Here is a 12,378-nt window from a genome sequence, read left to right as displayed (position 1 = left end):
CACGCGGCACGATGATGACACTTCTGTCGCAGATGCACCACTGTGCAATCTCAGCCCCAAGACTCAGTCTCGTCCCCTGAGTCCCATCCACCACAACCCTGCAGGTCGGGGTCCCGGACGCAGCGACGCCCCCACCCGGGTGGGTGGGGGCGTCGCGGGGCTCACGTCGAGGTCCGCCCGGGGGCGGTGCCGGGCCCGGGTCAGGAGGCGCGGGCGAGCTTGCGGGCCAGGGCCCGGTCGCGGGACTCCTCGAACCGGGTCGCGGCGGCGTCGAGCGCGGCGAGGATCGCCACCAGCTCGTCGCGGGCCGCCTCGCCGTCGGGGCCGAACCCCGTGCGCTCGAACACCTTCCAGTGCCGCAGCACGGGCATGATGACGTCGTCGTGGTGCTGGCGCAGGTCGTAGATGCCGGCCTTCGCCATGGCCACGGAGTTGCGGCGGAAGTCGGGCATGTCCGAGCCGGGCATCTCGAACGCCCGCACCTCGTCGACGATGGCGCGCATGGTGGCGTCGGGCGCCCGGTCGAACGCCGCGGTGACGAGGTTGCGGTAGAAGATCATGTGCAGGTTCTCGTCGGCGGCGATGCGGGCGAGCATCCGGTCGGCAACGGGGTCGTTGCACGCCTTGCCGGTGTTGCGGTGGCTGACGCGGGTGGCCAGCTCCTGGAAGGTCACGTAGGCCACGGTGCGCAGCGCGGTCTTGTCGTCGGCGGAGTAGCCGTTGGTCATGTGGACCATGCGGGCGTTCTCCAGCGCGACGGGGTCGACCCCGCGGGTGACCACGAGGTAGTCGCGCATGACGACGCCGTGGCGGTTCTCCTCCGCCGTCCAGCGGCCCACCCAGGTGCCCCACGCGCCGTCGCGGCCGAAGTGGTGGGCGATCTCGCGGTGGTAGGACGGCAGGTTGTCCTCGGTGAGCAGGTTGAGCACCATCGCGGCCTTGGCCGTCTCGTCGAGCCGCGACTGCTCCGGGGACCAGTCCTCGCCGTCCATGGCGGCGAAGTTGCGGCCCTCGTCCCACGGCACGTAGTCGTGCGGGTGCCAGGGCTTGGCGAGGAGGTCGTGGCGGTCGAGGTTCTCGGCCACCACCGGCTCCAGCTCGTGCAGCAGCTCGAGCTGCGTCATCTCCGTGGTGGCCACGCGGTCCTCCTCCGTCGGTTACCTACGCCTTCGTAGGTTACGCGACCGTAGGTTGTGGTGGTGATCTTGTGGGAGGACTCTCCCACCGCCCGGGCGACGGGGCGAGGGGAGCGCGCGGCGCCCGCGCTCGGGCACGATGGTCGGCGATGACGGACACCGGTGGACCCACGGACCTCGACGCCACGATGCTGCGCGCCCGCGCGGTGGTGCTGCACGACGTCGCCGCCCGCGGCGCGGACACCGCGGACATCGTCGACGTCGTCGACGCGGCCGTGGCCGAGCGGCGCTGGTGGGCCGAGCAGTGGCCCGCGGGCCTGGCCTTCGTCGCCGGGCAGGTGGCCCAGGACGTGCAGGACCGCCTCGTCGATACCGAGGGCCGCTGGCCCGCGTGCCCCACCCACACCGACGAGGCGCTGCAGCTCGACCCGCCGCTGGGCGAGGACCCGCAGTGGGTGTGCGAGCGCGGCTGCGGCGTGGTGGCCCCGCTGGGTGCGCTGCCGCCCGTGGCGGGCTGAGCCGTGGACGGTGCTCCCGACCCCGCCGGTGCGCCGGACCCGCGCGGCTGGCAGGACCACGTCATGTGGTGGCACGTCTACCCGCTGGGGGCCGTCGCCGCGCCGATCCGTCCCGACGGCGGCGGCAGCCTCGGCGGTCCTGACGAGCCCGTGGTGCACCGTCTCCCGCGGCTGGCCGCGTGGCTCGACCACGTCGTCGGGCTCGGGCTCAACGGCCTGCTGCTCGGCCCCGTCCTCGCCTCGGAGACCCACGGCTACGACACCGTCGACCACCTCCGGGTGGACCCGCGCCTGGGTGACGAGCAGGACCTGCTCGACCTCGTCGACGCCGCCCACGCCCGCGGGGTCCGGGTTGCCCTCGACGGGGTGTTCAACCACGTCGGCCGCAGCCACCCCGCCTTCGCCCGGCTGGCCGCGGCGGGCCCGTCGTCCCCGGCCGCGGAGCTGTTCCACCTCGAGGGGTCCGGCTGGGGTCCCGGGGACGCCGTGCCCGCGCGGGTGTTCGAGGGCCACGAGCGCCTCGTCGTGCTCGACCACGCGAGCCCGGCCGTGGCCGACCTCGTCGTCGAGGTGATGACGTACTGGCTGGACCGCGGCGTCGACGGCTGGCGGCTCGACGCGGCCTACGCCGTGCCGCCCGGCTTCTGGGTCGACGTGGTGCGCCGGGTCCGGGAGACCCACCCCGGGGCGTGGCTGTCCGGGGAGCTCATCCACGGCGACGCCGCCGGCTACGTCGCGGCCTCCGGGCTGGACTCCGTCACCGCCTACGAGCTGTGGCAGGCGACGTGGCACGCGATCGCCGACCGCAACTTCTTCGAGCTCGCCCACGCCGTGGAGCGGGGCAACGCGCTGCTGGCCACGTTCACCCCCACCACCTTCCTGGGCAACCACGACGTCACCCGCATCGCCTCGGCCGTCGGCCCGGAGCTGGTGCCGCACGCGCTCGCCGTGCTGTGCACCGTCGCGGGCACGCCCTGCGTGTACGCCGGGGACGAGTACGGCTGGGAGGCGGTCAAGGAGGAGCGCGAGGGCGGGGACGACGCGGTGCGCCCCGAGCTGCCCGAGCAGCCGCCGACCGACCTCGACCCCGGGGCCGCGCACCTGCTCGCGGTGCACCAGCAGCTCCTGGGGCTGCGCCGCCGCCACCCCTGGCTGGTGCGGGCGCAGACCGACGTGGTGGCGCTGGCCAACCGCAGCGTGGTGCTGCGGACCGCCACCGCCGGGGCGGCCGTGGTGACCGCGCTGAACCTCGACGACGACCCGGTGGAGCTGCCCGCGGCGGGCGCGCACGCGGTGGCCGCGGGGCAGGCCGAGCTGGTGGGGGACCGGGTGCGCCTGCCCGCCCGGGGCTGGGCCGTGCTCGAGGGCTGAGCCCGCGGCCGTTGCATCCGGGGACGGGCTCTGCGTGGATGGCGGGGTGCGCCTGGAGAACGTCGTCATCGACGCCGCCGACCCCGCGACGCTGGGCAGGTCCTGGGCGGCCCTGCTCGGCGCGGAGGTCATCACCGACGAGCCGGACCTGCTGGAGGCCCGGCTCGACCTGGGCGGCGGCGCCTTCCTCGACCTGTGCCTGCCCCGCGTGGGCACCCCGCCGGTGGGGGACGCCCGGCTGCACCTCGACGTGGCCTCCCCGGACGGCGGGTCGGCGTCGGCGGACCCGGAGGGCACCCCGGTCACCGTCGTCGTGGCCGGGCCCGGGCACGTCGGGCCGGGACCGCTCGTGGGCCTGCGGCTGGAGTCCGCCGACCCGGTGAGGGACCGGGCGTTCTGGGCGGGGCTGACGGGGTGGCGCGACGACGACTCCGGGGACGTCCCCGCGCTGCGGCACCCGGGGGGCACCGGGCCGCGGCTCGAGCTGGTGCGGGAGCGACGGCCCAAGCCCGCCGGCGCGAAGAACCGGGTGCACCTCGACGTGCGCCCGACCGACGGGGACGACGCTGACGCGGTGCTCCGCCGCGCCGTCGAGCTCGGGGGGCGCGAGATCGACCCGGGCTGGGGGGACCTGCCGTGGCGCGTGCTGCAGGATCCGTCGGGCAACGAGTGGTGCCTGCTGCCCGGACCGGGGTGACGCCGGGGCCTAGCCCAGCCGCCGGTGCATCACGTGCAGCCCGACCAGCCCGTGCTCCGGGTGGTCGAAGGCCTCGGGCACCGTGCCCACGACCGTGAACCCGAGCGAGCGCCACAGGGCGACCGCGGCGTGGTTCGTCTCCACCACCGCGTTGAACTGGATCGCGCGGTACCCCTGCCCGGTGCACCAGGCGAGGACGTGCTCGCCCAGCGCCCGGCCCACCCCCGCGCCCCGGGCGGCCGGGTCGACCAGGAACGACGCCGTCGCCACGTGGGCGCCGCGGCCGGGCCGGTTCGGTCCCGCCTTCGCCGAGCCGAGCACCGCACCGTCGTCGGCCACCGCGACCACGGTCCGCCCGGGCGGCGGCTCCATCCACCACGGCCGGGCCGCCTCGAGGTCCTGGCCCGCGGGGAAGGCGTAGGTGCGGCCCTCGGCCGTCACGGCCGCGTAGGTGGGGAAGATCGCCGGCCAGTCGGCGTTGGTCGCGGTCCGGATGTGCACCCGCGCAACCTAGGGCTGCGCACGTGCGGGCGTCGCAGGCGGGGGCGTCGGGTCCCGGGACGTCCCGGAGCGGGCCGAGGTCGGCGGGCCGGTCGCACTCACAGGTGGGCCACAGGAAGGGCGCAGGGTGGCCCTAGGCGGGGCCGCGAGAGTCGTCCGCATGACCAGCACGGCGGTCCCGCCCGCCCCCACCAGCCGACCTCGTCGGCCCGTCGTCGAGGTGGCCCCCGGGTCGCCCGTGCTCGACGTCGTGGTCCCCGTCCTCGACGAGGAGGTCGACCTCGAGCCGTGCGTGCGGCGGCTGCACGCCCACCTGGCCGAGCAGCTGCCGTACCCGTGCCGCATCACCATCGCCGACAACGGCAGCACCGACGACACCCCGGCCATCGCCCGCCGCCTGGCCGCGGAGCTGCCCGGCGTGGTGGTGCGCCAGCTGGCCCAGCGCGGTCGGGGCCGGGCCCTGCGCACCGCGTGGCAGGCCTCCGACGCCCCCGTGCTCGCCTACACCGACGTCGACCTCTCCACCGACCTCAACGCCCTGCTGCCGCTGGTCGCGCCGCTGATCTCGGGCCACTCCGACGTGGCCATCGGCTCGCGGCTGACGCGCTCGTCGCGGGTGGTGCGCGGGGCGAAGCGCGAGGCCATCTCCCGCTGCTACAACCTCATCCTGCGCGGTGCGCTCTCCGCGCGGTTCTCCGACGCGCAGTGCGGGTTCAAGGCGATCCGCGCCGACGTGGCCGGTGCGCTGCTGCCGCTGGTGCAGGACGAGGGCTGGTTCTTCGACACCGAGCTGCTGGTGCTCGCCGAGCGCGCCGGGCTGCGCATCCACGAGGTCCCGGTCGACTGGACCGACGACCCCGACAGCCGGGTGGACGTCGTGGCCACGGCCGCCGCGGACCTGCGCGGGGTGGTCCGCCTCGCCCGGGGCCTGGCCACCGGCCGCATCCCGGTGGCCGCGCTGCGCGCGCAGTGGGCCGGCGACGCCGCGGTGCCGGGCGTGCCCCCGGGGCTGGTCAGCCAGCTGCTGCGGTTCGGCGCGATCGGCGTGGCGAGCACGCTGGCCTACGCGGTGCTGTTCGTCCTGGCCCGCCCGGAGCTCGGCGCGCAGTGGGCCAACTTCACCGCCCTGCTGCTCACCGCGGTGGCCAACACCGCGGCCAACCGGCGCATCACCTTCGGCGTCCGCGGCCGCGGCGGCGCCGCCCGGCACCAGGTGCAGGGCCTGGTCGTCTTCGGCGTCGGCCTGGCGCTGACCTCCGGCGCGCTGGCCCTGCTGCACGCCGGGACGGTCGACCCCTCGCACGGCCTCGAGCTGGCCGTGCTGGTGCTGGCCAACCTCGTCGCCACCCTGACGCGCTTCCTCGCGCTGCGGGCCTGGGTGTTCCACGCCCGCCGCGCCGTCGCCGCCCCGACCACCCCCCTCGCCCTCCCGGACGGAGAGACCTCCCGATGACCCGCACGATCCCGCGCGACACCCCCCACCACGACGGTGCCCACGACGACGGTGCCCACGACGGGCGCCCGGCCGAAGGTGGTGACGTGCTGGCGACGCCACGGGACCCCGCGGGGGCCCAGCCGCCGCCGTCCGGGACGCGACCGGGGGACGACGCACCCGGCACCCGGCCCCGCTGGGCCCGCCCCGCGCTGGGCCTGCTGCTGCTCGCCACGGCCGGCTTCTACCTGGTGAACCTCAGCGCCAACGGGTACGCCAACTCCTTCTACTCCGCGGCCGTGCAGGCGGGCTCGCGCAGCTGGGAGGCGTTCCTGTTCGGCAGCTCGGACGCCGCGAGCTCGATCACCGTGGACAAGCCGCCCGCCGCGCTGTGGGTCATGGAGCTCTCGGTCCGGGTGTTCGGGCTGAACAGCTGGGCCGTCCTCGTGCCCGAGGTGCTCATGGGTGTGGCGTCGGTGGCCCTGCTGCACGCCTCCGTCGCGCGCCGCTCGGGCCCCGCGGCCGGCCTGCTCGCCGGCCTGGTCCTCGCGCTCACCCCGGTCGCCGTGCTCATGTTCCGGTTCAACAACCCCGACGCCCTGCTCGTGCTGCTCATGGTCGCCGCGGTCTGGGCCCTGCTGCGCGCGGTCGACGACGGCCGCACCCGCTGGCTCGTGCTCACCGGGGCGCTCGTGGGCCTCGGCTTCCTCACCAAGCAGCTGCAGGTGCTCCTCGTCGTCCCGCCGCTCGCCCTGACCTACCTCGTCGCGGGCCCGCCGCGGCTGGGGCGCCGGCTGCTGCAGCTCCTGGCCGCGCTGGGTGCGCTGCTCGTCGCCGCGGGCTGGTGGGTCGCCCTCGTCGAGCTGGTCCCGGCGAGCATGCGGCCCTACGTCGGCGGCTCGCAGGACAACTCGTTCCTCTCGCTGACGTTCGGCTACAACGGGTTCGGCCGGCTCACCGGCAGCGAGCGGGGCAGCGTCGGCGGGGGCGGGGCCGGCGCGACCGCGGGGGGCACCGGGTTCTGGGGCGCCACCGGCATCTCCCGGCTGTTCGGCTCCGAGTTCGCCGGGCAGATCGCCTGGCTCGCCCCCGCGGCGCTGGTGCTGGGGGTCGTCGGCGTCGTGCTGCGCGGCCGCGCCCCGCGGACCGACCCGCGGCGGGCCTCCTACCTGGTCTGGGGGCTGTGGCTGGTGGTCACCTGGCTGACCTTCAGCTTCATGGCCGGGATCTTCCACGCCTACTACACGGTCGCCCTGGCCCCGGCGGTCGCGGCGCTCGTGGGCTCCGGCGCGGTGGCGGCGTGGCGGGCGAGGGACCGCGCGTGGGTCCCCGTGGTGCTGGCGCTGACCCTGCTCGGCAGCGCGGTGTGGGCGTGGGCGCTGCTCGGCCGCAGCGCGAGCTTCGTGCCGTGGCTGCGCACGGTCGTCCTCGTCGTCGGGGTCGTCGCGTCGCTGGCCCTGCTGGCCGCGCGGTTCCTCCCGCGGCGGGTGACGGCGGTCGTCGCCCTGGCCGCGCTGGCCACCGGCCTCGCCGGGCCCACCGCCTACGCGGTGCAGACGGTGGGCACCGCGCACTCCGGCTCCCTGGTCTCCGCGGGCCCGACCGTGCCCGGGGGGATGGGCGGGCGCGGCGGCCCCGGTGGGGCGCGCGGCCCGCGCGGGGCGTTCGGTGGCGGGGCCACCGGCACCGGTGCCGGCCCCGGCACCGCCCCGGGTGGTGCGCGCGGTGGTCAGCTGCCGACGGGCGGCGCGGCCGCGCTGCCGGGGATCGCCGGCGGCACCACGGCCACGGGGGTCGTCCCCGGGGTCGCGGGTGGCGCGCCGGGGGCCACCACGCCCGGCGGCCCCGGGGGTGCCGGGTCGCTGCTGGACGGCAGCACGCCGAGCGCGGCGCTGACCGCCCTGCTGGAGCAGGACGCCGACCGCTACACCTGGGTCGCCGCCACGGTCGGCTCCAACAGCGCGTCGGGCTACCAGCTCGCGACGCAGGACCCGGTCATGCCCATCGGTGGGTTCAACGGCACCGACCCGTCGCCGACCCTCGCCCAGTTCCAGGCCGACGTCGCGGCCGGGGAGATCCACTGGTTCATCGCCGGCGGCGGGTTCGGCGGCGGCCGCGGCGGCACCGCCGGCGCGTCCTCGGAGATCACCGCGTGGGTCGAGGCGACCTACACCGCGCAGACGGTCGACGGGGTCACCCTCTACGACCTGACCGCGCCGACCACGGCCGGGTAGCGGCCACCGGGCGGGCGGGGCCGGTCTCCCTCGCCCGGCGGGACCGCCCGTGCCCTGCTGGCTAGTGTCAGACTGCTCACGCAGAGTGGGCGGGGCGGGAAGGGGCTCGGCGTGGTCGCGTGGCTCTCCTCGTTGCCCGCCGGCGCCGACCGCGACCGGCTGGTCCGCCGCGTCACGGGCTGGGGCACGCTGGCGGTGGGGATGACGGGACTGCTGCTCGCCGCCGCCGACGGGGGCCCGCCCCCCGGCGCCCCGCGCACCGTGGTCGTCGTCATCTCGCTGAGCACCGTCGTCGTGGCGGGGCTGTGGTTCCGGGCGCGGCGCACCAGCCGGCGCTGGGCGGGCGTGTTCGGCGTCTACGCCGAGGCAGGCATCGGTGTCGGGGTGCTGCTGGTGCACGAGCGCTACCTCGGGCTGCACATCGGCATCGGGCTGGCCGTGGTGGCGACCTACGGGGTGTTCCTGCTCAACCCGCGGCGCCTGGTGCTCCAGGTCGTCGTCAGCTGCGCGGTGCTGCTGCTGCTCGCCGCCCTCGCGCTGCAGCAGCACCCCGACGACCCGGCCGGGGTCGCCGCCCGGCTCGTGGTGGGCCTCGTGCTCGCCGCGGTGTTCCCGCTCTACGTCCGGCTCTACATCGAGCTGGTGCGCACCGACGCCGCCGCCCACCAGGAGCTGGCCCACCACGACGCGCTGACGGGGTGCCTGAACCGGCGCGGCCTCGACCTGGAGCTGCGGGCGCTGACCGGGGAGACCCAGCCCGGGGCCGTGCTGGCCCCGTTGCGACCGGGTGACGGGCTGACGCTGGTCGTGCTCGACCTCGACGCGTTCAAGGCGGTCAACGACACCCACGGCCACGCCCGCGGCGACGAGGTGCTGCGCCTCGTCGGCGAGCGGCTGCGGGCCTCGGTCGACGGGTGCGGCGTGGTCGCCCGCACCGGCGGGGAGGAGTTCGCCGCCCTCGTGCCGGGCGGGACCTCGCGTGACCGGCTCGGCGACGACCTGCTGGCGGCGGTCCACCGGCCCGACGATGCCCTGCCCGTCACCGCCAGCATCGGCGTCGTCCACGCCCGCGGCCCGTGCACCCACCGCCAGCTGCGCCGCCTCGTCGACGCCGCCGACGACGCGATGTACCGGGCCAAGCGCGGCGGCGGGCACGCGGTGGTGCACGCCGCCGGATGAGCGCGGGCCCGGCGGGGTGGGACACTGCCGCCATGTGCGGTCGCTACGTCAGCACGGCCACGGCCGAGGACCTGGCCACCCTGTTCGACGTCGTCCTCGACGCCGGGGACGGGTCCGGGGTGGCGCCCGCACCGTCGTGGAACGTGGCGCCGACCGACGCGGTCCCGGTGGTGCTCGAGCGGCCCCCGCACGACGGGCCCGACCAGCCGCGGCGCACCCTGCGCACCGCCCGCTGGGGGCTGGTGCCGGGCTGGTCGAAGGACCGCCGCGGGGCCGCCCGGCTCATCAACGCCCGCAGCGAGACGGTGACCGAGAAGCCCGCCTTCCGCCGCGCGGCGGCCGCGCGGCGCTGCCTGCTGCCCGCCGACGGCTACTACGAGTGGCAGCCCACCCCCGAGGGCAAGGTGCCCTACTTCCTGCACGACCCCGACGGGGCGCTGCTGGCCATGGCGGGGCTCTACGAGCTGTGGCGGGACCCCGAGCGCGCCGAGGACGACCCGGAGCGGTGGGTGTGGACGACCACCGTCATCACCCGGGAGGCCACCGACCTGCTCGGCGAGATCCACGACCGCACCCCGGTGCTGGTGCCGCCCGACGCCCGCGACGCCTGGCTCGACTGCCGCTCCGGGGACGCGGCGACCGCGCGCGCCCTGCTCGAGGCGATGCCGGCGCCGCACCTGGCCCCCCGGCGGGTGGGCGCGGCCGTGGGCAACGTGGGCAACGACGGCCCCGAGCTCGTCGAGCCCGTGCCCGACGGGCCGGGGGACGAGGCGCCGGGGCCCGGCGAGCAGCTGACCCTCTGAGCCGTCAGTCCAGGGCGCGCCGGCGGAACCCGCGCAGCCCCACCGCGGTGAAGGCGGCCAGGGCACCGAGCAGCACCACCAGGCACACCACGGTGGGGATGTGGTCGATGCCCGGCACCATCTCCGCGCGCACCCCCTCGCTGACGTAGGTGAGCGGGTTCAGCGCGCACACCACCTGGAACCAGCGCAGCTGGTCGAGCTGGGTCCAGGGGAACTGCGTCGAGCCGGTGAACAGCAGCGGGGTGAGCACCACCGCGAACACCACGTTGATCTTCGAGGCGGTGACCAGGGTGCCCAGCACCAGGCCCATTGCCGCGCCGACGAGCGAGCCGAGCAGCAGGAACAGCGCCACCAGCGGGGCGGCCCCCCAGGTGATGGAGACCGAGCCGAGCACCACCACCCCGAGCGGGAACATCGCGGCGGCGGCCACCAGGCCGCGGGCGGTGGCGAAGACGATCTTCTCCACGGCCACCAGGTCGGTGGGCAGCGGCGCGAGCAGCCGGTCCTCGATCTCCTTGGTGAAGGAGAAGTCGATGACCAGCGGCAGCGCGGTGTTCTGCAGCGCGGTGAGGAACGCGGTGAACGCGATGACGCCGGGCAGCAGCACCTGGGCGAAGTCGCCCTGCACGTACCCGAGCTGGCCCAGGACCTTGCCGAACACGAACAGCAGGAACAGCGGCTGCAGCAGCACCTGGGCCAGGAACGCCACCAGCTCCCGGCCGGTGACGAAGACGTCGCGCCACAGCAGCCCGAGGAACGCCCGACCCACCCGCGGCGCGCCCGGGGGGTCGAACGACACGGGGGGCACCGCGGTGGTGCCCGGCCCGTCGGTGGTCGTGCTCATCGCAGGTCCCGTCCGGTCAGACTGATGAAGACGTCCTCGAGGGTCGGCTCGCCGAGGCCGACCGCGGTGAGCCGGGCGCCCAGGGCGGAGACGGCCTCGGTGGCCGGGCCGACGACGGCCGCACCGTCGGTGTCGAGGTAGAGCCGCACCCGGACCTCGGCGTCGGCCCCGGTGGACACCCGCTCGCTGCCGCGGACGCCGCGCAGCCCGGCCAGCGCGCTGGCGACACGCTCGGCACCGGCCCCGTCCTGCTCGCCGTCCTGCACACCCTCGCCGGCGACCTCGACGGTGAGGTCGAGGGTGCTGCTGCCCGGCAGCGACCGGGTCAGCGCGGCGGGGGTGTCCAGGGCCAGCAGCGTGCCGTGGTCCATGATCCCGACCCGGTCGGAGATCGCGGCGGCCTCGTCCATGTCGTGGGTGGTCACCAGCACCGTGGCGCCGGCGTCGCGCAGCGCCCGCACCTGGTCCCAGACGAAGAGCTTGGCCTGCGGGTCCAGGCCGGTGCTCGGCTCGTCGAGGAACAGCACCCGGGGCCGGTGCATCAGGGCACGGGCGATGAGCAGCCGCTGGGCCATGCCGCCGGAGTAGGTGTCGACCTTGTCCCCGCCGCGACCACCGAGGCCCAGCTTGTCCATCAGCTCGTCGGCCCGGCGGTTGCGCTCGGCCCTGCCGACCCCGTGGTAGGCGGCGTGGAAGACGAGGTTCTGCCGGGCGGTGAGCGAGCGGTCGAGGTTGGAGCGCTGCGGGACGACCGAGAGCACGGTGCGGGCGCGGACCGGGTCCGCGGCCACGTCCACCCCGCCGACGGTGGCGCGGCCCGAGGTGGGCACGACCCGGGTGGTGAGGACGCCGATGGTGGTGGTCTTGCCCGCCCCGTTGGGCCCGAGGAGGCCGAACACCTCGCCGCGGCCGACCCGGAAGCTGACCCCGTCGACCGCGTTGCTGGGCCGCTTGGGGTAGCGCTTGACCAGCTCGTCCACCGCCACCGCGGCGTCACCCGTCGCGGGCGACCCGCCACCCTGCGCGGCGGGCGTGGCGGGGCTCGGTCTCACGGCGGCGACGCTACCCGCGGGGTCCGACAGCGCCCGGGGGAGAGCACGGTCACACCGGGCGGGGAAGCGGGCCGGGCCCGGGGGTGTTGCACTGGCCAGGATCGTGGGACGGGGTGGGGCGTGGTCGAGGTCGTGAGCGGTCGCCGTGCGCCGCTCGCCGTGGCGTGGTCCTCGGACTCGGCCTACGCGCAGTTCGCCCGGTTCGTGCTGGTCGGGGCGGTCACGACGACCCTCTACGCGGTGGTCTTCGCGGCCTCGGACGGCCTCGGGGCCATCACCGCCAACCTCGTCGGCACCGTCGTCAGCACCGCGCTGGGCAGCGAGATGCACCGCAGGCTGACGTTCCACGCCGCGGAGCGCGTCGGCTGGTTCCCGGCGCAGTGGGAGGGCGGTGGGCTCGCCCTGGTGGGGCTGGTCATCTCGACCGCGATGCTCGGTGCGCTGGAGGTGCTCGCCCCCGGGATGGTCTGGTACCTCCAGGTGCTGCTGGTCATGTCCGTGACCGGGGTCGTCGGGGCGCTGCGGTTCCTCGCGCTGCGAGGATGGGTGTTCTAGCCCGTCACCACCCCGGAGGCCCCGCTGAGCACCCTGGACCCCGACCCCGACACCGA

General features: G+C 76.0%; 12 protein-coding genes. 8 read left to right on the top strand and 4 right to left on the bottom strand.

Translation table 11 applies throughout. From position 1 onward, the window contains the following. Nucleotides 1–200: 200 nt before the first annotated feature. Nucleotides 201–1,124, bottom strand: coding sequence for an acyl-ACP desaturase (locus ACYVOF_RS06635; protein WP_460865017.1), 924 nt, complete (start codon nucleotides 1,122–1,124; stop codon nucleotides 201–203). A 161-nt stretch (nucleotides 1,125–1,285) separates the two neighbouring features. Here ACYVOF_RS06635 and ACYVOF_RS06630 point away from each other — a divergent pair, with 161 nt between their 5' ends. The 3 genes from ACYVOF_RS06630 (at nucleotide 1,286) to ACYVOF_RS06620 (ending at nucleotide 3,722) form a co-directional block, all read left to right on the top strand. Continuing rightward, a complete protein-coding gene (locus ACYVOF_RS06630; protein ID WP_460864921.1) occupies nucleotides 1,286–1,654 on the top strand; it encodes a hypothetical protein in 369 nt (122 codons plus the stop codon). A gap of 63 nt (nucleotides 1,655–1,717) precedes the next feature. Next, nucleotides 1,718–3,025, top strand: a complete 1,308-nt coding sequence (locus tag ACYVOF_RS06625) for an alpha-amylase family glycosyl hydrolase (protein ID WP_460865015.1) — start codon at nucleotides 1,718–1,720, stop codon at nucleotides 3,023–3,025. Between the two features lie 46 nt (nucleotides 3,026–3,071). After that, nucleotides 3,072–3,722, top strand: a complete 651-nt coding sequence (locus ACYVOF_RS06620; protein ID WP_460864920.1) for a VOC family protein — start codon at nucleotides 3,072–3,074, stop codon at nucleotides 3,720–3,722. A 9-nt stretch (nucleotides 3,723–3,731) separates the two neighbouring features. Here ACYVOF_RS06620 and ACYVOF_RS06615 read toward each other — a convergent pair whose 3' ends face one another. After that, the gene (locus ACYVOF_RS06615) at nucleotides 3,732–4,223 is read right to left on the bottom strand and encodes a GNAT family N-acetyltransferase (protein ID WP_460864918.1); all 492 of its coding nucleotides are present in this window, start codon (nucleotides 4,221–4,223) and stop codon (nucleotides 3,732–3,734) included. Nucleotides 4,224–4,383: 160 nt separating this feature from the next. Between ACYVOF_RS06615 and ACYVOF_RS06610 the strand changes: the two genes are divergently transcribed. From ACYVOF_RS06610 to ACYVOF_RS06595, 4 genes are all read left to right on the top strand, one after another. Next, on the top strand, nucleotides 4,384–5,676 hold the full coding sequence (locus ACYVOF_RS06610) for a bifunctional glycosyltransferase family 2/GtrA family protein (RefSeq protein WP_460864916.1): 1,293 nt from the start codon (nucleotides 4,384–4,386) through the stop codon (nucleotides 5,674–5,676). Beyond that, nucleotides 5,673–7,889 carry a glycosyltransferase family 39 protein gene (locus ACYVOF_RS06605; RefSeq protein ID WP_460864914.1) on the top strand — a complete coding sequence of 739 codons (2,217 nt, stop codon included), beginning with the start codon at nucleotides 5,673–5,675 and terminating at the stop codon, nucleotides 7,887–7,889. The genes ACYVOF_RS06610 and ACYVOF_RS06605 overlap by 4 nt, the downstream gene beginning before the upstream one ends. Nucleotides 7,890–8,000: 111 nt before the next feature. After that, a complete protein-coding gene (locus ACYVOF_RS06600) occupies nucleotides 8,001–9,068 on the top strand; it encodes a GGDEF domain-containing protein (RefSeq protein ID WP_460864912.1) in 1,068 nt (355 codons plus the stop codon). Between the two features lie 32 nt (nucleotides 9,069–9,100). Continuing rightward, nucleotides 9,101–9,871 (top strand): SOS response-associated peptidase, encoded by a 771-nt coding sequence (locus tag ACYVOF_RS06595; RefSeq protein WP_460864910.1) that lies wholly within the window; start codon nucleotides 9,101–9,103, stop codon nucleotides 9,869–9,871. 4 nt (nucleotides 9,872–9,875) lie between these two features. Here ACYVOF_RS06595 and ACYVOF_RS06590 read toward each other — a convergent pair whose 3' ends face one another. Beyond that, nucleotides 9,876–10,715, bottom strand: a complete 840-nt coding sequence (locus tag ACYVOF_RS06590) for an ABC transporter permease (protein WP_460864908.1) — start codon at nucleotides 10,713–10,715, stop codon at nucleotides 9,876–9,878. Beyond that, nucleotides 10,712–11,767 (bottom strand): ABC transporter ATP-binding protein, encoded by a 1,056-nt coding sequence (locus ACYVOF_RS06585; RefSeq protein WP_460864906.1) that lies wholly within the window; start codon nucleotides 11,765–11,767, stop codon nucleotides 10,712–10,714. The genes ACYVOF_RS06590 and ACYVOF_RS06585 overlap by 4 nt, the downstream gene beginning before the upstream one ends. A gap of 120 nt (nucleotides 11,768–11,887) precedes the next feature. Here ACYVOF_RS06585 and ACYVOF_RS06580 point away from each other — a divergent pair, with 120 nt between their 5' ends. Next, entirely contained in the window at nucleotides 11,888–12,322 is a 435-nt protein-coding gene (locus ACYVOF_RS06580; protein WP_460864904.1) for a GtrA family protein, read from the top strand. Nucleotides 12,323–12,378: the final 56 nt, after the last annotated feature.

This window comes from Rhodococcus aerolatus, assembly GCF_054783215.1.
This window is presented reverse-complemented; position numbering and strand designations above follow the sequence as displayed.